Source organism: Natribacillus halophilus, assembly GCF_900100185.1.
In the GTDB taxonomy this organism is placed as follows: Bacteria; Bacillota; Bacilli; order Bacillales; family Marinococcaceae; genus Natribacillus; species Natribacillus halophilus.
The window spans coordinates 25,336-46,388 of record NZ_FNEN01000018.1; the positions used below are offsets into that span (position 1 = coordinate 25,336).

General features: G+C 48.3%; 23 protein-coding genes and 1 other annotated feature. Of the genes, 2 read left to right on the top strand and 21 right to left on the bottom strand.

The genetic code is table 11. The features are described from left to right. Window positions 1-3: 3 nt before the first annotated feature. Window positions 4-228 carry a hypothetical protein gene (locus BLS58_RS17865; RefSeq protein ID WP_090399527.1) on the top strand — a complete coding sequence of 75 codons (225 nt, stop codon included), beginning with the start codon at window positions 4-6 and terminating at the stop codon, window positions 226-228. Window position 229: 1 nt separating this feature from the next. Here BLS58_RS17865 and thpD read toward each other — a convergent pair whose 3' ends face one another. Together thpD and BLS58_RS14585 are read right to left on the bottom strand one after the other, a co-directional pair. Continuing rightward, window positions 230-1,159 carry an ectoine hydroxylase gene (gene thpD / locus BLS58_RS14580; protein WP_090399528.1) on the bottom strand — a complete coding sequence of 310 codons (930 nt, stop codon included), beginning with the start codon at window positions 1,157-1,159 and terminating at the stop codon, window positions 230-232. 247 nt (window positions 1,160-1,406) lie between these two features. Then, complete coding sequence (locus BLS58_RS14585; RefSeq protein WP_090399529.1) at window positions 1,407-1,592, bottom strand: hypothetical protein; 186 nt, start codon at window positions 1,590-1,592, stop codon at window positions 1,407-1,409. 167 nt (window positions 1,593-1,759) lie between these two features. Between BLS58_RS14585 and BLS58_RS17660 the strand changes: the two genes are divergently transcribed. Then, window positions 1,760-1,915: a hypothetical protein gene (locus BLS58_RS17660; RefSeq protein WP_176764778.1), complete on the top strand. Its 156-nt coding sequence runs from the start codon at window positions 1,760-1,762 to the stop codon at window positions 1,913-1,915. A gap of 231 nt (window positions 1,916-2,146) precedes the next feature. Here BLS58_RS17660 and spoVT read toward each other — a convergent pair whose 3' ends face one another. The 19 genes from spoVT to metG form a co-directional block, all read right to left on the bottom strand. Then, entirely contained in the window at window positions 2,147-2,686 is a 540-nt protein-coding gene (spoVT, locus tag BLS58_RS14590) for a stage V sporulation protein T (protein WP_090399530.1), read from the bottom strand. A 150-nt stretch (window positions 2,687-2,836) separates the two neighbouring features. Then, on the bottom strand, window positions 2,837-6,382 hold the full coding sequence (gene mfd, locus BLS58_RS14595) for a transcription-repair coupling factor (RefSeq protein ID WP_090399531.1): 3,546 nt from the start codon (window positions 6,380-6,382) through the stop codon (window positions 2,837-2,839). Window positions 6,383-6,516: 134 nt separating this feature from the next. Beyond that, on the bottom strand, window positions 6,517-6,747 hold the full coding sequence (locus BLS58_RS14600) for an anti-sigma-F factor Fin (protein ID WP_176764779.1): 231 nt from the start codon (window positions 6,745-6,747) through the stop codon (window positions 6,517-6,519). Between the two features lie 99 nt (window positions 6,748-6,846). Beyond that, on the bottom strand, window positions 6,847-7,407 hold the full coding sequence (gene pth, locus BLS58_RS14605) for an aminoacyl-tRNA hydrolase (protein ID WP_090399533.1): 561 nt from the start codon (window positions 7,405-7,407) through the stop codon (window positions 6,847-6,849). A gap of 111 nt (window positions 7,408-7,518) precedes the next feature. Next, window positions 7,519-8,151 (bottom strand): 50S ribosomal protein L25/general stress protein Ctc, encoded by a 633-nt coding sequence (locus BLS58_RS14610; RefSeq protein WP_090399534.1) that lies wholly within the window; start codon window positions 8,149-8,151, stop codon window positions 7,519-7,521. A 183-nt stretch (window positions 8,152-8,334) separates the two neighbouring features. Beyond that, entirely contained in the window at window positions 8,335-9,285 is a 951-nt protein-coding gene (locus tag BLS58_RS14615; protein WP_090399535.1) for a ribose-phosphate diphosphokinase, read from the bottom strand. Window positions 9,286-9,362: 77 nt separating this feature from the next. Further along, complete coding sequence (glmU, locus tag BLS58_RS14620) at window positions 9,363-10,727, bottom strand: bifunctional UDP-N-acetylglucosamine diphosphorylase/glucosamine-1-phosphate N-acetyltransferase GlmU (RefSeq protein WP_090399536.1); 1,365 nt, start codon at window positions 10,725-10,727, stop codon at window positions 9,363-9,365. Between the two features lie 178 nt (window positions 10,728-10,905). Beyond that, on the bottom strand, window positions 10,906-11,193 hold the full coding sequence (gene spoVG / locus BLS58_RS14625; RefSeq protein ID WP_090399537.1) for a septation regulator SpoVG: 288 nt from the start codon (window positions 11,191-11,193) through the stop codon (window positions 10,906-10,908). A gap of 118 nt (window positions 11,194-11,311) precedes the next feature. After that, the gene (locus BLS58_RS14630; RefSeq protein ID WP_143018928.1) at window positions 11,312-11,767 is read right to left on the bottom strand and encodes a hypothetical protein; all 456 of its coding nucleotides are present in this window, start codon (window positions 11,765-11,767) and stop codon (window positions 11,312-11,314) included. 75 nt (window positions 11,768-11,842) lie between these two features. Further along, complete coding sequence (locus BLS58_RS14635) at window positions 11,843-12,220, bottom strand: RidA family protein (RefSeq protein ID WP_090399539.1); 378 nt, start codon at window positions 12,218-12,220, stop codon at window positions 11,843-11,845. A gap of 17 nt (window positions 12,221-12,237) precedes the next feature. Beyond that, the gene (gene purR, locus BLS58_RS14640) at window positions 12,238-13,065 is read right to left on the bottom strand and encodes a pur operon repressor (protein ID WP_090399540.1); all 828 of its coding nucleotides are present in this window, start codon (window positions 13,063-13,065) and stop codon (window positions 12,238-12,240) included. A 58-nt stretch (window positions 13,066-13,123) separates the two neighbouring features. Then, a complete protein-coding gene (gene ispE, locus BLS58_RS14645) occupies window positions 13,124-13,987 on the bottom strand; it encodes a 4-(cytidine 5'-diphospho)-2-C-methyl-D-erythritol kinase (protein ID WP_090399541.1) in 864 nt (287 codons plus the stop codon). 200 nt (window positions 13,988-14,187) lie between these two features. Then, window positions 14,188-14,361 carry a small, acid-soluble spore protein, alpha/beta type gene (locus BLS58_RS14650; protein WP_090399551.1) on the bottom strand — a complete coding sequence of 58 codons (174 nt, stop codon included), beginning with the start codon at window positions 14,359-14,361 and terminating at the stop codon, window positions 14,188-14,190. A 114-nt stretch (window positions 14,362-14,475) separates the two neighbouring features. Continuing rightward, the gene (veg, locus tag BLS58_RS14655) at window positions 14,476-14,730 is read right to left on the bottom strand and encodes a biofilm formation stimulator Veg (RefSeq protein ID WP_090399542.1); all 255 of its coding nucleotides are present in this window, start codon (window positions 14,728-14,730) and stop codon (window positions 14,476-14,478) included. A 254-nt stretch (window positions 14,731-14,984) separates the two neighbouring features. Continuing rightward, window positions 14,985-15,857, bottom strand: coding sequence for a sporulation peptidase YabG (gene yabG / locus BLS58_RS14660; RefSeq protein WP_090399543.1), 873 nt, complete (start codon window positions 15,855-15,857; stop codon window positions 14,985-14,987). Between the two features lie 66 nt (window positions 15,858-15,923). After that, window positions 15,924-16,805, bottom strand: a complete 882-nt coding sequence (rsmA, locus tag BLS58_RS14665; RefSeq protein WP_090399544.1) for a 16S rRNA (adenine(1518)-N(6)/adenine(1519)-N(6))-dimethyltransferase RsmA — start codon at window positions 16,803-16,805, stop codon at window positions 15,924-15,926. Beyond that, window positions 16,805-17,389 (bottom strand): ribonuclease M5, encoded by a 585-nt coding sequence (gene rnmV, locus BLS58_RS14670; protein ID WP_281241019.1) that lies wholly within the window; start codon window positions 17,387-17,389, stop codon window positions 16,805-16,807. Before rnmV ends, rsmA begins: the two co-directional genes overlap by 1 nt. Window positions 17,390-17,400: 11 nt before the next feature. Next, complete coding sequence (locus BLS58_RS14675) at window positions 17,401-18,174, bottom strand: TatD family hydrolase (protein ID WP_090399545.1); 774 nt, start codon at window positions 18,172-18,174, stop codon at window positions 17,401-17,403. Between the two features lie 28 nt (window positions 18,175-18,202). Then, a complete protein-coding gene (gene metG / locus BLS58_RS14680) occupies window positions 18,203-20,182 on the bottom strand; it encodes a methionine--tRNA ligase (RefSeq protein ID WP_090399546.1) in 1,980 nt (659 codons plus the stop codon). 41 nt (window positions 20,183-20,223) lie between these two features. After that, window positions 20,224-20,475: a binding site (T-box leader), on the bottom strand. Window positions 20,476-21,053 lie beyond the last annotated feature (578 nt).

Here is a 21,053-nt window from a genome sequence, read left to right on the forward strand (position 1 = left end):
GCGGTGATTCCCGTATCCGCACGTGATGCTGCTCGCCAAAAGCTCATTGATGTATACTTAAAGAAAGTGGCGCCATTTTCTGAATGGAGCGGCTTTTTTATGGCTTTACTACCCATGGGTGGCGCCATTAGCTGCCAGGATCTGACGGATTATGGCTTCACTGTCCTCTACGCGGGAAACTATTTACCCAAAATTAAGACCACCCCGCATGGAGTGGCCTCGCCTTAAATCATGTTGTCGCTTTGTCTTTTTCAAATGTTGGCTTGGGTTCCATCGGCTTGATTCCTTCCCGGTTCGCGAGAAATTCCGGACGCGGCTTCGCATCGCCAAAGGGTTCTTCCAGTTGATTATGGATAGAGTTAAACACGAAGAACGCGTTGCTTCGCGGTAAAGGCGATATGTTGCCGGCGGAACCGTGCATGGTATTACTTTCGAAAAATAGAACCATACCCGCTTTACCGGTGGCTGTTTCAATACGTTTTCCTGCTTTTTCAAATAGTTGGGTCAAAGTTTCCTTGTCGGGGATACCGAGTTCCTGCTTTTGCAGAGATTGCTCATAGTTATTATCCGGCGTTTCTCCTGCGCAGGAGACGTACCATTGGTGGGATCCCGGAATCAACATCAAAGGCCCATTATATTCATAATTATCGGTTAATATAATCGAGCAGCTGACCGCTCTTGGTTTCGGCATCCCATCTTCCACGTGCCACGTTTCAAAATCGGAATGCCAATAAAATTCCTTGCCGTTAAAGCCCGGCTTAAAGTTAATGCGGGATTGGTTAATGTACACTTCGCTGCCCAGCAATTGTTGCGCTGCTTTCACAATGTGTTCGTTCGACGCCAAGCGGCTAAAGAAATCATTGTTCTTATGGACCTCAAAGATGGACCGGACTTCATCGCCTCCAGGCTCGGTCACGACGGTTTCCGAATTTACTCCCCTGGCGCTTTCGAGCGTCTGCTTAAGTTGATCCGACATAATATCTACTTCTTCTTCTGAAAAGACATCATTGAGCATGAGAAATCCGTTCTTCTCATAGGAATCCAGCTCTGATTCCCTGAGAGGTCCGTCAAACTCTCCTCGATTGTGAATGACCGGGTCCTCGCGTTTCATGAGTTTTGCATTGCTTCCTACCCTGGATGGATAAAAATCTGTACGCATCTGAAACACTCCTTCATTCATTTGATTAATTTTGATCAACTTATATATCCATCTTATCTGGTAAGAATTCTTGGCGCAAATCGCTTTTAAAGCAAATGTGAACGCATAAAACGGTGAGGAAAGCTGTGAAATTATGTGATCAAAATCGGACTATTTTTGCAGCTTCTAGCTTTTTTTATCGCTTTATTGCTTACTCTGGTCTTAATAATCGGGATTCAGAACGAAAAAAATGCGCCCGACGGGCGCTTTATTTTTCTATCTCTGAAACTTCCACCGATATCACGTGTTCCTTGAAAAAAGAAACCCCGTCTTTGTTATATGTTCCACTTTCCCCGATGAATTCATTCTTGACTTCATTTTCGCTTTCGCCTTCTTCTTCTACGTGGAGCACGTATCCATTGGTTAAAGATACCTTAACATCGTAGCGCGTCATAGCCTTACCCTCCCAAATGTAAGATGTTGTTATCATAACGCAAGTCATCATCCTTTTGAAACCCTGCGTCTAAAATTCCATGCATTCACACTTCCCTCGATGAATAATGATGTGTTACGATGATATTGCCTAAAGGTGGCCAACATCAAAGAAAAGGAGGAAGCTCGATGCTTATTTATACAAAGGGGCGTGAATTATTGGAGAAGGATCTTCGTGAGCAGGAAAATACAGACGCGGATCAAAATCAAACGACGCTGGTAAAACCGGAACCTAAACAAAGAAGCAAGAAGTTTAGACGTTTTTTCCGCAAAATGAACAGATAACCACACACATTATTTAAATTTCTGAATAATGTTTACGCTCTCCGACATCTTTCCCAAGACAGAGCTGAAGCAGACTCGAGAAGGAGCCTGCTTCCATTATGATATTTGGTGACATTCCTTATGCTATGTTCTTCATGATAAAGGAACAGCCGGTGGCTTGTAAAGCGTCCGGCTGTTTTTTTTCTAGGAAAATTAAGAAGCCAGATTGTGACATGGACGTCATGACACCAGCTATTGCTCCATCTGTCTCGCCAGGAATCCGGCTGCCGTTTCCATGAGCGTACGGGCAACATTTTCCTCCGGAGCCTGATCTTTTGCAATCATCACCACAGCTCCGATCGGGTCGCCGTTGGCGATGATCGGGGCAACTACATACCCTTGCATCGCGTCGCGATGATCGCTGACGAGATTGTACTCTCCGTGTTCAAACTCCGTCACCGTCTGTCTTTTATCGATGGCAGACTCCACCATTTCGCCGATGCTCTTGTGGGCATAATCCTTCCTGGAACCTCCCGAAACGGCAATGTAGGAATCACGATCGGAGACGAGAATCGGGTGGCCGAGACTATCATACAAAGCTTCGGCATATTCTTTGGCAAAATCTCCGAGTTCCGAGATCGGGGAGTATTTTTTCAAAATCACTTCTCCATCCCGGTCGACAAAAATCTCCAATGGATCGCCTTCGCGGATTCGAAGGGTTTTACGTATTTCTTTCGGAATGACGACTCGTCCTAAATCATCAATGCGACGGACAATACCAGTAGCTTTCATGCAGATACCTCTCTTTCTTATGATGAAATCTCTTTCAGTGATCAGGTCTGTCTGCTTCACGTGATTATGGGTAGTATCCGTCATCCAAAAAAGAACTATTCACCCATAATAAAAGAATTTTTACATGTGGGCACCAATTCGGCTGATCATTCACGAAGACACCGTTTCTGACAAATAATCTTTTCTCACTTCCGGAATCCGGGAAAGGATTTTATCGAGCAAGGAGACGTAAACAGCCGAAGATAAACGTTTGGCGTGAACGATAAGCTTTATTTTCGGGCCATCCGTTCCGACGACGACATCTCTGCCCAACTCATTGACGAATTGAAAGAGCAAAGCCCCGTCGATAACGTTCGAGGTTTCCTCTGAAAGCATGATGGTGCATTTCCCTCCGCTTTCCGAGATCGATTCTACACCTTCCTGACGGGCATACAACTTGATCCTTGATATCGAAAACAAGGCACGAACCTCATCCGGATATTCACCGAAACGGTCGATCATTTCATCCTGTAAATCGCTTAAGTCATCGAATGTCTCCAGACCCCGAAAGCGTTTGTACATTTCGATCTTTTGTTTGGCATCCTTAATATAATCTTCCGGAATATAAGCTTCCACTTTCACATCCAATTCAATATCGGAGGCCTTCGTTTCCGCTTCCTGGACCCCTTTGCGGTTATCGATCGCTTCCTTAAGCATTTGCGAATACATATCGAAACCGACCGAATCAATGTAGCCGTGTTGTTCAGCCCCCAATAAGTTCCCGGCGCCCCGGATCGACAAGTCACGCATGGCGATTTTAAAACCGGAACCGAGCTCCGTAAATTCCTTAATCGACTGCAGGCGTTGCTCAGCCACTTCCGTGAGCACCTTATCCCGTTGATAGGAGAAATACGCGTAAGCGACGCGATTGGAGCGTCCGACGCGGCCGCGGATTTGATACAACTGGGAAAGCCCCATCCGGTCCGCATGATTGATAATCAGAGTATTAACATTCGGAATATCGACCCCTGATTCGATAATCGTCGTCGTCACCAATACATCTTTATGCCCTTCCAGAAAGTCAATCATCGTCGCTTCCAATTCTCGCTCCTGCATCTGACCATGGGCGTAAGCCACTTCAGCTTCAGGCACGAGCATGGAGATTTGCTCTGTCATTCGTTCGATGTTATCAACCCGGTTGTGCAGAAAGTACACTTGTCCCCCGCGGCCGAGCTCACGTTCAATCGCTTCCTTGACGAGTGACGGGTTATACTCCAACACGTACGTTTGTACGGGGAAACGATTTTCCGGGGGTGTTTCGATCAGGGATAAGTCACGCACTCCGAGCATCGACATGTGAAGCGTCCTCGGAATCGGGGTTGCCGTTAATGTCAGCACATCAATATTGGCCCGCAATTGCTTGATTTTTTCCTTGTGGGTGACCCCAAAGCGTTGCTCTTCATCGACGATCAAAAAGCCGAGGTCCTTAAACTGAATATCTTTTGATAATAAACGGTGGGTCCCTATGACCAGGTCGAGACCGCCCGTCTTGAGAGAACGGAGCGTTTCGTTCTGTTGTTTCCGCGTGCGGAAACGGTTAAGAAGGCCAATGTTGATCGGATAATCGGCAAATCGTTCGTTAAAAGTATCAAAATGCTGTTGCGCGAGAATCGTCGTCGGCACGAGCAGAGCCACTTGCTTGCCGTCCATAATCGCCTTGAAAGCCGCGCGAATCGCCACTTCTGTTTTTCCGTAGCCGACATCCCCGCATAAAAGACGGTCCATGGGCCTCTCTCTCTCCATATCTTCCTTGATCTCGCTGATGGCTTTAAGCTGGTCTTCGGTTTCCTGATAAGGAAAAGCGGCTTCAAAATCGCGTTGTTCCTGATCATCCTGAGAAAAAGCGTATCCCTGTGAAGCCTCGCGCTCCGCGTACAGCTTGACGAGGTCATCGGCAATGTCCTGAACGGATGACTCAACCTTTCGCTTGACCTTTTTCCAACTTTGCCCCCCGAGTTTATAAATCTTGGGGTCTTTATCTTCGGAGCCGACATATTTTTGCACTTGGTCGATTTGTTCAACAGGAACATACAATTTGTCATTACCGGCATAAGAAATATGAAGATAATCCTGGTAAAGACCATTGACGGCCAGTGTCTCGATTCCCAAATATTTGCCTATGCCGTGGTCCACATGAACGACAAGATCCCCGACATGCAACTCGGAATAACTCTTGATCCGTTCTGCATTCGATAACTTTTGCTGGCGACGCTTGCGGGTGACTTTCTTCGTAAACGTCTCTCGCTCGGTAATGACGGCCAGTTGATCAAAGGGAAGCTCAAAGCCATTGTGTAAATCCCCTTGCATGATATAGGCGCGCCGGCTTTGCAATTCCGTATCGCGCGTCACCCATTCCGCCTCCATGTCATAGTCACTCAACACATTTTGCAATCTTCGCCCTCGCTCTTCATCAGCCGCGATGAAGACGACGGTGAAGTCCCCTTTCATCCAGCGTTCCATTTCCCCTTGTAATACCGGCATTTGTCCGTGGAATTGCTGCATGGACTTACAGTTGACATTGACGATGTTTTGCGGTTGGGTGGCAGGAATACTCCGCAAGAACAATGAAAAATAGACGATGGGCTGCCGAATCGTCTGTAATATCGTCTGGAAAGACACGGACACGCGTATGCCCTGGGGGGCATCCCCTTGCTCCAGCAACGACAACTGCCAATTGGCTTCTTCCTCATCGAGCCGTTCCGCTGTCTCCTGGACCCGGCTGATTTCATCGATAAAGACGACAGCGTCCTCGGGTAAATAATCTACAAGCGTTTGTGCCTCCGAATAAAAATACGTCATATACTTGTATAAACCCTGAAAACGTATCTGTTCTTTTAACTGATCACGTTCCCAGGACAGTTTTTGCCGTAATTGATCCTTTGTCTCTCTATCTTTCACCTGTTTGATGGTTTCCTCCATGGCGGCATCCAGCTTCTCGGCGGCCTGTTGCCAATGGTCGGCAAACAATACCGTTTCATCCGCGGGCCCGATCTGCACGGATGATATCCCATCCAAAGACCGCTGGTCCTCGGCATTGAAGTAACGAATCGATTCAATTTCGGTATCGAAAAGATCCACGCGAATCGGATAGGTTTCCGTTAAAGGATAGACATCAATAATTCCCCCGCGCACGCTAAATTCCCCCGGGGAGGAAACCATATCTACGCGCGCATATCCCATAGAGGCCAAACGACTTAAAAACAAGTCAACATCCAGCTCATCCTGCTCCCGAAGTGCCATTTGGCTCTTTGACCACACTTCTTTCGGAGGAAGTAACCGTCTAAGCCCTGCGATCGGAACGATTAATACACCCTGAAAATCGTTAAACAGCGCGTTCATCACTTCCAGACGCTGGGCTCTCATTTCCGGGCTTGCAACGGCAATCTCTGCAGAAATCAACTCGTTCACGGGATATAAATAAACATGTTCTTCTCCGAGCAAATCGCTCAAATCCTCTTGCCACTTTTGCGCTTGCAGCAAGTTATACGTCACCAGGATTTGTGGCTTTTGTCCCGTATCATACAAAGCCGAGGACAATAACGTTTTTGCAGAACCGCTCAACCCCGTGAGCAATTGTTCATGCAACCCATTTTCCAAACCGTCCTCAATGCTTTGGATGTGTTTATTTTTCGCCAATGTTTGTGCGATCGACTTCATGAACAAGCATCCTCCCCTGCTTCAGCTCATTCTTAATGATAGGAAAAGCGACCTCTTCTAAGCCCGCCTTTTTTCAAACTATTCTCAATCGTCTTCTCCCGTGAACCTCCCGAAACGACTAACAAAGTCCGCCGCTAATGGATCCAGACTGTTTGTTCATGCAGATCGGGATTGAGCGCCGTCGCCTCATCGCATGATTCACAAAGGATGTCCACATGAACATGGCCGGCTTGATCCACATTCATCATTTCTTCCTGGTCTTGTTGGGAGAGAAGCCCAAATCCAAGATCCCGGTAGCTCTTTCCGGATGCCGAAATGATGCCCATCTCCGTCCCGCATTGGCGACAATGATAGTATAGAGCCATCCACAACCCTCTCCTTTCGTTACACTTATAGGTAGTGTTAACGAGTGACATCGGAGATATACAGTCTAGAGGTTAGAGGTGGGAAGTGAGAGGTGGGACTTAATTGTATTGATTCATGACATAGTCAAAATCCGCTTCCATCCAGGCTTTACAGGCTTTTGTCACGTACTGCTGCACGTTCTCTATCTCTTTACGCTCTTCTTTGCTGAATCGTGCAAGCACGTGTGATGTCACCGATTGGCCTTCCCGGGGGCGTCCAATGCCGATACGTGCGCGATTAAACGCCTTCGTATCCAAGTGATCGATAAGGGAGCGAAGGCCATTATGCCCCCCGTGGCCGCCCGTTTTACGAAATTTCGTCACACCTACCGCCAAGTCCAGGTCATCGTAGATGACGAGGATATCAGCAGACTCGATGCCAAAATAATCGACAATCGCCTGGACAGAACGACCTGATCGGTTCATATACGTTTGCGGTTTAAGCAATAGGATACGTTCACCATCAACGGTGATTTCATTATATTCGCCCTGAAAAGCCTTATGTTTATTTAACTTGACTCCCGATTCTTTCGCGAGCTCATCCAACACCATAAACCCAACATTATGGCGTGTCTTTGCATATTTTAACCCGGGATTGCCGAGACCAACAAGTAATTTCACTTTAAACCTCCTTCGAAGGAGAGCCATATCGTGAAAAAGGCATAACCTGTAGGCTATGCCTCCTGAAATGTAACAACCTCTTCTCCCGGGGCACACCAGGAAGACGGAAGCTTAATTTTCTTCTTCACTTTCGTCACTGTCCACGAGCTCAGGTTCTTGCTCTTCATCGGTGTCAGCAGGCTCTTCTTCCTCTTCTTGACTTGGCGGAAGGACGGAAACGATCGTCTCTTCATCATCGCTTTGGAATTCATAGTTCTCTCCTGCTTTTAAGTCACCGACGGAAATGGAATCATTGATTCCCAACTCACTGACGTCGACATCGATTTGCTCGGGAATGTCCCTTGGAAGGGCGCGAACGGAAACGGTGTAAAGCATGTGGGAGACGACACCGCCTTCTGACTCACCGGGAGCGTCACCGACGAGGTTCACGGCGACATCAACATCCATTTCCGAGGTCATGTCCACTTCAAAAAAATCAATATGCGTCGTGTGTCCTTTAATCACATCTTGTTGCAAGTCATGAACCATCACCTGGTGCTTTTTACCGTCGTCCACGGTCAAATCGATAATGCCGTTTCTTCCAACTTCACGCAACGTTTTCATGAACGTTAGGCCTTGTACAAACACAGGTGTGCTTTCCGTTTTCTTACCGTATAACACGGCCGGTACATAGCCTTCAGCTCTCAATTTCCGGGTTTCGGACCGTCGCAAATCCTCTCTCGCGTTCGCTTTTAATATTGCCATACTTTCACCTCATCTATATTGATCCTCTTATTCATCGAAAAAGCACACTCTAATAGCTCATCTTAGCATTATACGAGGCTTTATGCAACTTTTTTTAGCAGATAAGAAACAAAGTATAACTTTCTTATCATGCATAAGTGCAACTAAGGCTTTCGCCAGGCTTGGCGATAAGCCAAGCTTTCTTTAATTGAAAAGGGAACTGACGGATGTCTGTTCATGCACACGAATGATCGCATCTGCCATTAACGGCCCTACAGAAAGCTGGGTAATCTGCGGAATTTGTTTCTGTTTTGGCAGGGAAATCGTATCGGTGACGATCAGTTCTTCCAGTTTCGACTCCTCGATTCGCGATATCGCCGGCCCCGAAAGTACCGGATGGGTGCACGAAGCAAAAACGCGTTCCGCGCCTTGCTCAACAAGCGCATCTGCCGCCAGTTGCAAGGTTCCCGCCGTATCGATAATATCATCAACAATGATAGCGGTTTTTCCTTCAATATCGCCGACGATATTCATCACTTCCGCGACGTTCGGACGCGGCCGGCGTTTATCGATGATCGCGATCGGCGCTTCCAGACGATCCGCCATTTGTCTTGCCCGTACTACTCCCCCGTGATCAGGCGATACAATCACAACATCTTCCAGTTTTTTTTCTTTAAAATATGAAGCAAAAAGTGGTGTTCCCAATAACTGATCGACGGGGATATCGAAGAATCCCTGAATCTGCGAAGCATGCAAATCGAGGGTCAGTATTCTTGTAGCGCCGGCATTTTCCAACAAATTGGCGATGAGTTTAGACGTGATCGGCTCCCGCGACCGCGCCTTGCGATCCTGCCGTGCATATCCGTAATAAGGAATCACGACATTAATCGTTTTTGCAGACGCCCGTTTACAAGCATCGATCATAATGAGCAGTTCCATGAGATGTTCGTTGGCCGGCTCCGAAGTGGATTGAACGAGATAAACATCACAACCGCGAATGCTCTCTTCAATATTCACTTGCACTTCACCGTCACTGAACCGTTTCACGGACGTTTCCCCCAAATCAACACCGACGTGTTTACAAATCTCCTGAGCGAGTTCAGGATTTGAATTCAGGGTAAAGATTTTCAGATAAGGATCGTTATACATGGCCATGTTTGTATCTCCTTCGTACTAGAGGTGGGAGGTGGGAAGTGAGAGGTTGGAGACAGTCAATTCCACATAACTTCCCCTTATTTTTCTTTCAGGTAGCCGTCTTTATTCGTTTGCCGTGCTCTCGCGATGGACAAAGATTCGCCGGGCACATCATCTGTAATCGTCGACCCCGCGGCAACAAATGAATTTTGTCCGATGGTTACCGGCGCCACCAGGTTCGCGTTACAGCCGATAAATGCGCCGTCTTCAATTGTGGTCACATGCTTTTCCTTCCCGTCGTAGTTGACCGTAATGGCTCCACAACCAAGATTAACGTCCTCACCGAGCTCGGCATCCCCGATGTAACTTAGATGGTTAGCTTTCGAGCCTTTCCCGACCTCGGTATTTTTGATTTCAACGAAATTACCCACCTTCGCTCCCTGGGCGATACTCGAGTCGGGACGGATATGAGCAAAAGGGCCGATATGAACATGTTCGCCAATGACGCTCGCGGACACGGTCGATTGCTTAATCGTCGTAAAATCCACCACACGACTATCTGTAATATCCGAGTGAGGCCCTATTTCACACCCTTCCCCGATTACGGTTTGGCCGCGAAGCATCGTGCCTGGATAAATGGTGGTGTCGGCGCCTAATTCCGTATCGACGGATACATAAGTATGGTCGGGGTCCACGAATGTCACCCCTTGCTTCATCCAGTATTCATTGATTCGTCTCTGCATCGTTTTTTCCGCATCCGCCAAGGCTACGCGATCATTAATGCCCAGCGCTTCCGCAGCATCAGGCGTTTCCCAGGCAGAAATCTTTTCGCCGCGCGCCTTTAAAATTTCAATGACGTCCGGCAAGTAGTATTCTTCCTGGGCATTATCATTCGTGACTTCCTGCAAGGCAGAAAAAAGAGCCTCGTTGTCAATGCAGTACGTGGCCGTATTAATTTCCGATATGCCTCGTTCTTTCGCGCTCGCATCCTTATGTTCAACAATCTTTTGCACTTCGCCTGTTTCCGGGTCACGGATGACACGCCCCAGCCCGGTAGGATCATCGACACGGGCGGTTAGAACGGTCGCCTTCGCGCCGCTGTGTTCATGATGATCACTCAGATCCTGCATCGTTACGGCTGAAATCATCGGTGTATCAGCGCTGATCACCAGCGTCGTCCCTTTTTTATCGCCGAGCAGCGGTTTTGCCTGCTTAACGGCATGTCCTGTACCTAAACGTTCATTTTGCCATACAAAGCTTACCTCGTCTCCAAGGACCTTTTGCACCTCCGCACCTTCGTGGCCAACCACGACGGCGGTTTGTGCAAAGTTGGCGGCTTGAACCTGGTCAACAACATGAGAAACCATCGGTTTGCCGCAAACAGTATGTAAAACTTTTGGTTTGCTTGATTTCATACGTTTTCCTTGGCCTGCCGCGAGAATGATTGCGTATCGATTATCCATTCGGTCCCCTCCCGTTTCGCCAAGTGTCTTTTCTATGTAAAAATATATCCTATACACCGCTGATTTTCAAGATAAAACCTCTTCCGCCAGAGCGATTTGGGGTACCACAAGTGATCACTTGCATAAGTCTAAAAGAGTAATGACCTTGCACATACGGCGTACAAGGTCATAGCACCTTTTAAGAAGCCCCCGCTTCCTCATATTGCACTTGTTCCCCTTGACGTTCGTACTCATCAAGAACCGCTGTTTGAATTTTCTCGCGTGTTCGGGAAGAAATCGGATGGGCGATGTCCCGGAATTCCCCGTCCGGGGTACGTTTACTCGGCATCGCGACGAATAACCCGTTGTTCCCATCGATCACGCGGATGTCATGAACAACAAATTCCTGATCGAAGGTAATGGAAGAAATGGCTCGCATGCGACCTGATGTATTCACTCTGCGCATTCTCACATCTGTAACTTCCATTTTTTCACCACCTTTATTAATGTAGCGCTTACAAAAGCCCTGTGCTACAATGTTCCACACGACCCAGGCAAAATCCTTTTTTAAACCATAAAAAATTTAAAATGTAGCCGATTTCATCTTAATCAAACCAAACGTTTAAATGTAAAATAACTCTTTGTTCGTTTTGATTCTCGTCATTATCCACCGTTTCAATCGTCCAATTACCAGCCAGTGAACTCTCAAGCATCTGCCGCTCGTCTTTATCAAGCACCAGACCCTTGATTTGCCCTTCCTCTTCCCGGTAGTCACGACCTTCTTCGAACCCAAATTTCTGTTTCAACCATGTTTTCAACCCATCCTTAGTAATAAATTTGATATTGTATCCTTCCAATAACGCCCGTTCAAGCTCTTCACCCTGTTCCCTGGCATGCGTAAATACTTCATCATAGCTAAAAAGCTCGTCACTCACTTCATTTAAAAACGAAACGTTCTCCTCCTGTATGGCACGTTGTAATTCCAGTTCGGACACGCCTTTATGACGGGCATGTTCAAGGAGATTGGCGCTAACTTGTGAGATTTGCGGTAAATCAAGCATATGGACATCCTTCCTTTCATTTTGCAGTATGCCAATCACAGTGAAAAAAAAACCACCCACGGGCGGTTTTTCATCTTACTCGTTGACAAGCGCGATCACTTCGATTTCAATTTGGGCATTTTTCGGTAAACGCGCGACTTCCACACAGGAGCGGGCAGGCTGATGCTCATTGAAATACTCGCCATAGATTTCGTTAATGACAGGAAAATCATCCATATTTTTTATAAATACGGTCGTTTTGACGACAGACGATATGGATGCGCCCGCCTCTTTCAAAACAGCCTGTACATTTTCCAGTACTTGATGAGTTTGCTCACGAATGCCTTCCCCGACTATCTCCATGTTTGGGGTGAGGGGGATTTGACCCGAGCTGTAAAAAAGATTGTTGACAACAACACCTTGAGAATAGGGTCCAATCGCTTCAGGCGCTTCATTCGTATAAATGGTTTTCATGGCATTTTTTCCTCCTTTTAGTCAGCAAGATAATGTTTAAAATTGCCTGGACTTGCCTTTATTTGGTTTGTCTGCTCATTCACCTCTGCAAGCTGTACGAGAGAAATATAATCATCGATGAGCCGTTCCTTGGTATCGGCTTCAACAAGCACGGCGATATCGACGAGATGGGCATTGACCTCCGTTAACAGCTCGCTCATCCCTTTCGCTGTGCCGCCCCCTTTCATAAAATCATCGACGATTAAAACGCGGCTTCCCGCAGGGATGCTCCGCCGGGCAAGCGACATCGTCTGAATACGCTTGGCCGATCCGGAAACATAATTAATACTCACGACGGACCCTTCCGTAATGCGATGATCCCGTCGAACGATGCTTACGGGGACATCCAGATAAGAAGCAACCGCGTAGGCGAGCGGAATACCCTTCGTTGCCATCGTCATGACCACGTCGATATGCTTGCCGCGATAGATCCCTGCGAACAAACGCCCCACCTGATTCATCAACCCCGGTTGCCCGAGGACATCCATCATGTACAAATAACCGCCGGGGAGCAAGCGTTCAGGATCTTCCAGCCGGGAGCAGAGCTTGTCAACCAAGGCATGCGCTTGTCCGGCAGAAAGTGCCGGCTCATAGCGGATCCCGCCGCTTACACCCGGCTCGGTCATTAAATAGCCCATGCGCTCACTTTCAAATATGTCCTTTATGATCGCCAAGTCTTCACTAATCGAGGATTTCGCGGATCCATAGCGCTCGGAGAAATGACTGAGAGAAATCAACTGCTGTGGGTTTTGCAGCAAAAAATAGGTCATATCGACGAGACGACTGCTTCGTTTCAGCTTCTTCATAGGCCCCCCTTAACTAAAACACGAATATTTAGAGAAAATATATCATTATCATCCGGTTTTAGCAAGTTTCCGAAGTCAACAGCCGCACTGCATACACTCGTTCGCAAAATCCGCGCAAGGCATTGTAAACCCGCTGAACCTGACCTTCGTGCTTCGCGAGGCCGAAAACGGTCGGACCGCTGCCACTCATCAACGCTGCATCGATGCCCGACTCAACCATTCGTTGCTTGATCCGCCCAACCTCCGGATAAAGAGCCAACGTTACGCTCTCCAAATCATTATGGAGGTGGTTGCAAATCTGTCCGTAATCCCGGGCATAAATCGCATTTTCAACCTCAGCCGATGGAGAATGACGACGTTCGGACACCCATACATGCCGGTAAATATCGCCCGTTGAAACCCCGATCGGCGGTTTTGCCAATACGACCCAGCAAGGAGGTACCGTCGGCAGTTTTTCAATCTTTTCCCCACGTCCGAGTGCCTTTGCCGTTCCGCCATGAACACAAAAAGCGACATCCGAACCGATGAGTGCGCCGATTTCGGCCAGTTCCTCTTTCGATAGGGAAAGATTCCACATGTCATTTAACGCACGCAAAACCGCGGCAGCGTTACTGCTCCCGCCGGCTAAACCTGCGGCTACGGGGATGTTTTTTTGAATATGGATAGTCGCGCCTTCTTTAACCTGAAATCGATCTTTAAGGACGCGCGCAGCTTGATATGCCAGATTACGGGTATCGAGGGGAATAAATCCTTCGGACATCTCCACGACAATCTGCCCGTCGTTTCTGGTTGTGAAATCGAGACGGTCGGCAAGGTCCACTTCCGTCATAATCATTTCGACTTCATGATAACCGTCCGGACGCTTGGCGAGCACTTCCAATGATAAGTTAATTTTAGCAGGGGCTTTTACTGAACACTTCATCGTTCATTCTCCTCCGTATGCCAACGACGAAACGTCAGCGCTCTTCAAACTGTTACCATCATTTTAGTGCAAAACAGCTTAACTGTACAGCTTTCCAGAGGTCGGAGATCGGAGGTAGGATTATGGAAATCGGTGAGGGACCGATTTCTCATCCATTCAAATGAAAAACCCGGGAAAAGGCCCCGGGTTGCACGACATTCCTATTGTTTTTGCATATTTCTTTCAGCCATCTCAACGGCATGTTTCACCATGTTTCCGGCATCCCGTGACTTTATGCCACCCCAGCCTTCTTGCTGCACCGTGTCATAAATCCCGATTTCTTTGGCAATTTCTTCTTTTAAGGCATCGGACATTATCGAACGCTTCCGGCTCAACACAACCATCCCCCTGGCTTAATTAATGCGTCGTGCCTTAATAGCGTACGTCAAAAAGACAAAAATATAGCTGTCATTTTTAACCCGAAAAATGACACAGCTGTCGCAAGGGGTTTATGCTTGTAATTCTTCATCCGCAAAAACCGTCAGTTGTACGGTTTCCGTGAGAACATCCGTGTAGCTATAGGATACACGTTCTACTTTGTGTTTATCCTGATCCAGCTTCACTATAAAAACCGAGGGGTAAGTGCCTTCCAACAGCCCGGAGCGTTCCACGATTTTGCGGCGCCCGCCATTGGCCTTCAGTGTAATCCGTTTACCGACATTTTCTTCAAGGGATTCCTTAATTTCCACTAACGTTTTACCCATCTCTAGCCCCACCTCACTTGTTCTATATTAACATATATTCGCGCCGCCGTCAAATTATACAAAACAATAAATTGTATCAACTCCGGATCTGTCCTGTCAATACTTTTTTTGCAGATAAGTGCAACTAAGGCTTTCGCCAGGCTTGGCGATAAGCCAAGTTTTCTTTAGCTAAACGGCAAGATTTCCCTTTATCTTGTGCATTTATTCACGATTTATACGGAAATTCATGAGAATAAAGAAGTGTCATGGAGCTTTCACATTTCAGTATCATCCCGCAAAGGCAATCCGCGTCGTAGGACCCCTTTGGTATCAATGCCACCGAGCCCATCGTCTCCCGTTAGGGTGTTACGCAGAATCTCATACAGTTGCACCCGATTCATAAACGGCGTCAGGCTTATTTTCGCGGCGATATAAACCGGATCGAGAGCGTGAATGTTCACCCGCGCCGGCGAGCTTGCAAAATTGGAGCCCGCTCGAATCAGACTTTCAAAATAGGACTGGCACGCGCCAGCAAAAATGATGAGGTCATCCAGCTGCGGCACAACTTTGCGGGCCTCTCGAACCGCCTGGGCGAACGCGCGGGAATGACGATAGGCTTTCGCTTCTTTTTGCTCTCCCTGGGCCGATGTGTAGGCGTCGTGACCGGTGATTACGAGGATTTCCGGCTGTACCATTTCCAGAAGAGAAGCCACTTGATTTTGCATTTCTGTTTCTTTCATATGAGCGCCATATATGGGAATGCCCAAACGTTCATACATCATCGTGCATTTTTGCAAATAACCGGGATCTCCGTCCAGATGCAAAACACGACCCCTCAATTCGAAGTAATGAGGGGTGGATGTGGAATAGTTTGACGTCATTTCATAATCGCTTTGTTCTCTTGACAAACGGTGATCCTGGCGAAAAAGATGATAGCACTGCGCTTCTTTTTTTTGTTGCTCTTTTTCCCGTTTTAACCGTTCGTCATCATCAATTTTGTTCAAATCTTCAGAGGGCGCATCCGCCACTAACCGTAAATCTTCGCCCTTTAACTCGTAAGTTCCATCTTTTTGAATGGCTGTTATCCGAAATAAAATGTCTTCATCGTATGAATAACGGGTGACGAGATCACCGATCTTTAGGGACATCGTGACTCCTCCTTCATGCCTTAGCATATGCCAGGAGCCCATGGGGAGTGAATCGGACGCGGAATGTCATATGACCTGTTCTGTCGCCAAGGCTTCCGTCAAAGCGGCAAATTCGGCCAGCGTAAGTGTCTCTGCTCTGCGCCGGCTCTCGATACCGGCAACATCGAAAGCCGCTGGCAAAGCTGATTGATCTCCCGTTTTTTCCTCGATCCAACGGATCAGGTTGTTCGCCAGCGTTTTGCGCCGCTGGGCGAAGGCAGCCCGGATCACGCTGAACAATAAGCGTTCATCCCCAACCTGGACCGGGGGCGCTTCGCGCACCCGAAAACGAACGATGGTTGAGTCAACATTGGGACGGGGCATGAACACCGTCGCCGGGACTTTCAGGATGGTTTCTGTCTCCGCATAGTATTGCGCGGCGAGGGACAGGGAGCCGTAAGCTTTCGTTCCCGGCGCCGCCGCCAGTCGTTCCCCTACTTCTTTTTGGATCATCACTGTCAGTGTTTTAATCGGTAACCTTTGTTCCAGAAACATCATAATAATCGGGGTCGTTACATAATACGGCAAATTTCCGGCCGCGACGACATGTGTCGTATCCTTGAATTCATCCGCAAACAAGGCCTGCAAATCCGCTTCAAGAATATCCTGATGATGAATGCTGGTATTCTCGTAAGGGGCAAGCGTGTCCTCAAGTACCGGGAGCAAGCGCTGATCAATCTCATAGGCCACCACTTTTTTGGCCCGGCGGGCGAACTGTTCGGTGAGCGCTCCCAGACCCGGCCCAACCTCAATGACCCCGTCTGCCGTCGTCACTTCACTGGCCTCGACCAACCTGCGCAAAATGTTCCCATCGATGATAAAATTTTGGCCGAGGCTTTTTTTATAGGCGAGATTATGCTTTTCCAGAATCGCTCTTGTTCTCGATGGCGTAGCTATAGCTTGACTCATCACGAATGCTCCTCTTCTTGTTGCAAAACTTCAGCCACCGCTTCATGGAATTCCTCGTGGCCGATGCGAAACATTTGTAAGCGTTTTAAAAACTGCTTGCCATTGGCGTAACCGATATTGAGCCGATCACCGACAAGGGCGCGACGTTCCCTGGCGTCAGGACCCGCCAGCAATCCTGCGGCACGAATGTCCTGAGTTGAGAGCCCGTTATTTTGCTGGGCTCTGCCTACAGGTGCCCTAACGCTCGCCAACGCCTCCCGAATCGCATCGATACGTGCGTGTTCCACCCCGTTACCTTTTCCCCGGGCAGCTTTAGCTTCCTGTTTACTTATAAATGCGTGTTTACAAGCGGGAACCGCCTCCGAAATGATACGGCGTATTCGCTCGCCCGGATAATCAGGATCAGTGAGAATGATGACCCCGCGGCGGCTGGCAGCGAGTTTGATCTGCGCGATGACATGGGCGGGGACGGAGGAGCCGACTGTTTCAATCGTGTCCGCATCCACGGCTTGTTTAACAGCGGCCGTATCCCCTCTGCCTTCGACGACGATACATTCCTCAACGATCATTTTAGACGGAGTCATCCAAGCACCCCTTAAGCGATTTTAAACAATGCTTTCGCATTATTCATCGTCGTCTCTGCCAATTGTTCGTAAGAGAGTCCATGCAGTTCTGCCAGTTTTTCCGCCACTTTTGCCACATAGGCCGGCTCATTGCGTTTTCCCCGATAAGGATGAGGGGCGAGAAACGGAGCGTCCGTCTCCACCAACAAGCGCTCCAGCGGCACGGTTTGAGCAACATCCTTTGGCAGCTGCGCATTTTTAAAAGTCACGGGGCCCCCGAAGGAGATGTGAAAACCAAGATCGAGACAGCGCCGCGCGGTTTCAGTATCTCCGCTGTAACAATGCATAATCCCGCCCGCAGGGCCCAGTCCTTCCTGTTCCATGATCGCGGCGATATCTTCTTGCGATTCACGACCATGGATGACGAGGGGGAGATTGACGCGTTTCGCGAGCGCGATTTGTTCGCGAAACACCTCTTTTTGGATGTGGGCGGGCGACTTGTCCCAATGATAATCCAATCCCGTCTCTCCAATCGCGACCACCTTCGGATGCGTCGCCAACGACTCGATCCCATCCAAATCCTTGGCTTGCATGTCCACAGCGTCCACAGGGTGCCATCCGACCGTGGCATAAATAAAATCATAGCTTTCTGCCAGCTCGATGGCCGCTTTAATCGTCTCGTGATCAAACCCGACGACATTCATCAAGCCTACACCCGCTTCCCGAGCGCGTTCCATAACAGCTTCCCGGTCATCGTCAAACTGCTCCACGTTCAAATGCACATGCGTATCGAATAAGTTAGCCATATTCATATCCCTTCTTTACTGCTGTCCATTACGAAATCACCGTACCATTCGGCAATTCCCCGTCAACCGTAACGACACGCAAGGTGCCGTCCGCTTCTCCGGCGAGGATCATACCCTGGGAGTCTTCCCCTTTTAATTTTGCCGGCCTGAGATTACTGACGCAGATGAGCTTTTTACCGACGAGGGCTGCTTCATCATAATGCTCGGCGATGCCGGAGACGACTTGCCGCTGTTCACTGCCGAGATCCAGTTGGAGCTTGAGTAAGCGGTCGGTTTTTTTAACCGGATCTACAGCCGTGACTTCCGCGACGCGCAGTTTTACATTTTTAAAATCATCGATGGTGATGAGCCCCTCGGGCTGCTCGGGCTCGGGCTCAGGCGCCGACGAACCTCCCGTCATTTGTTCGCTGATGTAAGCCACCTCGGTTTCCACATCGATGCGCGGAAAGACGGGCGTCCCCTTCTCGATGACTTTCGTACCCTCCGGCAGCTGACCGAACGATTGCAGCGAACCCCACGCCAATAACTGCTCCCGGTCGGCAAAACCAAGCTGCCTGGCAATATCCAGGGGAGATCGCGTCATGAATGGCTGAATTAAGACCGCAATATAGCGAAGCGATTCTGCCAAATGGTACAGGACCGTTTGCAGTTGTTCGCCTTCTCCTCCCTCATCTTTGGCCAGCATCCACGGTTGCGTTTCATCGATATATTTATTCGCGCGTCCGATGAAGTGCCAAATCGATGTTAGCGCGATGGAAAACTCCATTTCCTCCAAGTGTGTTTCCACCTTCTTGACGGTGGCGTAAGCATGTTCAACGAGATTGCTGTCATAAGGGGTTCCGTCCTTAATATACTTTGGCAGATTCCCGTCGTAATATTTATTGATCATCGCGATCGTGCGGTTTAACAAATTGCCCAGGTCATTGGCGAGATCAAAATTAATTCGATCGACAAAAGCTTCCGGCGTAAACAGGCCATCGGAACCGAATGGCACTTCACGCAGCAAATAATAGCGAACGGCATCAAGCCCGTAGCGCTCGACCAATGTTTCCGGATAGACGACATTGCCTTTGGACTTCGACATTTTCTCATCTTTCATGAGCACAAACCCGTGGCCGAACACTTTCCTGGGCAGGGGAAGGTCGAGAGCCATGAGCATAATCGGCCAGAAGATCGTGTGGAAGCGGACGATTTCTTTTCCGACCACGTGAACGTCTGCCGGCCAGTAGCGTTGATATTTCTCATCATTTTCGGTGCCGTATCCAAGCGCGGTGATATAATTCAACAACGCGTCGATCCATACGTACACGACGTGCTCAGGGTCGCTTTTAACCGGAACGCCCCAGGAAAAGGCCGTGCGGGAAACTGCGAGATCTTCCAGCCCCGGCGTGATGAAATTGTTGATCATTTCATTTTTACGACTCTCCGGTTGAATAAAATCAGGATTTTCTTCATAAAAAGCGAGCAAGCGATCTGCGTATTTCGACATCCGGAAAAAATACGATTTCTCCCGCACCCACTCCACGGGATGACCGCTGTCCGGACTCTTGCCGCCCACGACTTTACCATTTTCCTTGATGGGTTCATCCAGTTGCAGCTCCGTATAGAACGTTTCATCGGAAACGGAATACCAGCCTTCATACTCACTTAAATAAATATCACCCTGAGCCTTCAACTGTTCAACGACTTCCTGCACCGACCATTTATGGCGGTCTTCCGTTGTGCGGATAAAGTCATCATAGGAAATGTCCAGTGTATCCCAAAGTGAACGGATGCCCTTAACAATGTCATCGACGAAAGCTTGCGGAGTCGTGCCCGCTTCTTCTGCTTTTCGCTCAATCTTCTGGCCATGTTCGTCCGTTCCCGTCAAAAACATGACATCATAACCTTTCAGACGCTTGTAACGAGCCAATGCATCACTGGCCACCGTCGTATACGCGTGGCCGATATGCAATTTGCCACTCGGGTAATAAATCGGTGTCGTTAAATAGAATGTTGGTTTTGACATTTAAAAAACTCCTCGTTTTAAATATAAAAACTCCCGCCCCATGTAGGGACGAGAGTTCACTCACGCGGTACCACCCTGCTTCCTCCTGGTATAACCCAGGAGCTCAAAGCACCAGCTCAATTAAGCTGATGGCCGTCTATTAACGCAGACAGACGTCCTCCCCTTACTGCAGGCGCAGATCGAGGATAATACCTCCCGGACCATATTCAACACTCCGTTTGCCGCCGCCTCTCAGCACTCATGCGGCTCTCTGTGGACACGTAAGCATTTACTCATCCGTTCCCAGGCTTCATTCTTAATCATTATGTCTTACAAAAACTATAAGGAACTCTCCATCCGATGTCAAGCTTTCTGGATGTGGGAGGCAAGGTAAAGTCAAAGTCCAACAATTTATTAAAAGAAATAACATTCGTCTTTCCACTCTGTGAACCCTCATGTGGAAGTATTGCCTCTTCGAGAGGGATCAGAAGCGCATTGTAATCCCTCTGACGGTGATCGTACTACCCCGAGAGGTACAAGCAGCGCTTTGTAATCCCTCAAACGGCGTTCGCGCTGCCCCGAGAGGTACAAGCAGCGCTTTGTAATTACAAGAAACTCCTCAAACGGAGGGAATTGCTATTTTCCGTCTCTACACTTCCGGACATAAGTGATTATATTGACTTTGACGATGCCCTTAGGTGGGAGGTGGGATGTGAGAGGCGGGAGAGGAACGACTCAGGAAAATTTGTATCAAATTTGGTTTGAAATGTTTTATATTGACTTTATTTTACAATACTGTTATTATAATTATTATAAAGAGAAAGTGTCAAAAAAGGCACAAAAATACACGTTATTTTAAGGAGGTAAACAACAATGAAATCGACAGGTGTTG

What these genes read in the sequence shown, in the direction of transcription:
- BLS58_RS14635 (WP_090399539.1), bottom strand. Translation starts at nt 12,220, where the DNA reads ATGAAAACCATTTATACGAATGAAGCGCCTGAAGCGATTGGACCCTAT.
- glmU (WP_090399536.1), bottom strand. Translation starts at nt 10,727, where the DNA reads ATGGATAATCGATACGCAATCATTCTCGCGGCAGGCCAAGGAAAACGT.
- spoVG (WP_090399537.1), bottom strand. Translation starts at nt 11,193, where the DNA reads ATGGAAGTTACAGATGTGAGAATGCGCAGAGTGAATACATCAGGTCGC.
- mfd (WP_090399531.1), bottom strand. Translation starts at nt 6,382, where the DNA reads ATGAAGTCGATCGCACAAACATTGGCGAAAAATAAACACATCCAAAGC.
- BLS58_RS14585 (WP_090399529.1), bottom strand. Translation starts at nt 1,592, where the DNA reads ATGACGCGCTACGATGTTAAGGTATCTTTAACCAATGGATACGTGCTC.
- yabG (WP_090399543.1), bottom strand. Translation starts at nt 15,857, where the DNA reads ATGTCCCTAAAGATCGGTGATCTCGTCACCCGTTATTCATACGATGAA.
- BLS58_RS14630 (WP_143018928.1), bottom strand. Translation starts at nt 11,767, where the DNA reads ATGCTTGATTTACCGCAAATCTCACAAGTTAGCGCCAATCTCCTTGAA.
- BLS58_RS14610 (WP_090399534.1), bottom strand. Translation starts at nt 8,151, where the DNA reads ATGGCAATATTAAAAGCGAACGCGAGAGAGGATTTGCGACGGTCCGAA.
- BLS58_RS14675 (WP_090399545.1), bottom strand. Translation starts at nt 18,174, where the DNA reads ATGGCTAACTTATTCGATACGCATGTGCATTTGAACGTGGAGCAGTTT.
- BLS58_RS14600 (WP_176764779.1), bottom strand. Translation starts at nt 6,747, where the DNA reads ATGGCTCTATACTATCATTGTCGCCAATGCGGGACGGAGATGGGCATC.
- metG (WP_090399546.1), bottom strand. Translation starts at nt 20,182, where the DNA reads ATGTCAAAACCAACATTCTATTTAACGACACCGATTTATTACCCGAGT.
- BLS58_RS14615 (WP_090399535.1), bottom strand. Translation starts at nt 9,285, where the DNA reads ATGGCCATGTATAACGATCCTTATCTGAAAATCTTTACCCTGAATTCA.
- rnmV (WP_281241019.1), bottom strand. Translation starts at nt 17,389, where the DNA reads ATGACTCCGTCTAAAATGATCGTTGAGGAATGTATCGTCGTCGAAGGC.
- veg (WP_090399542.1), bottom strand. Translation starts at nt 14,730, where the DNA reads ATGGGTAAAACGTTAGTGGAAATTAAGGAATCCCTTGAAGAAAATGTC.
- rsmA (WP_090399544.1), bottom strand. Translation starts at nt 16,805, where the DNA reads ATGAGTCAAGCTATAGCTACGCCATCGAGAACAAGAGCGATTCTGGAA.
- purR (WP_090399540.1), bottom strand. Translation starts at nt 13,065, where the DNA reads ATGAAGAAGCTGAAACGAAGCAGTCGTCTCGTCGATATGACCTATTTT.
- spoVT (WP_090399530.1), bottom strand. Translation starts at nt 2,686, where the DNA reads ATGAAAGCTACTGGTATTGTCCGTCGCATTGATGATTTAGGACGAGTC.
- thpD (WP_090399528.1), bottom strand. Translation starts at nt 1,159, where the DNA reads ATGCGTACAGATTTTTATCCATCCAGGGTAGGAAGCAATGCAAAACTC.
- BLS58_RS17660 (WP_176764778.1), top strand. Translation starts at nt 1,760, where the DNA reads ATGCTTATTTATACAAAGGGGCGTGAATTATTGGAGAAGGATCTTCGT.
- ispE (WP_090399541.1), bottom strand. Translation starts at nt 13,987, where the DNA reads ATGAAGTGTTCAGTAAAAGCCCCTGCTAAAATTAACTTATCATTGGAA.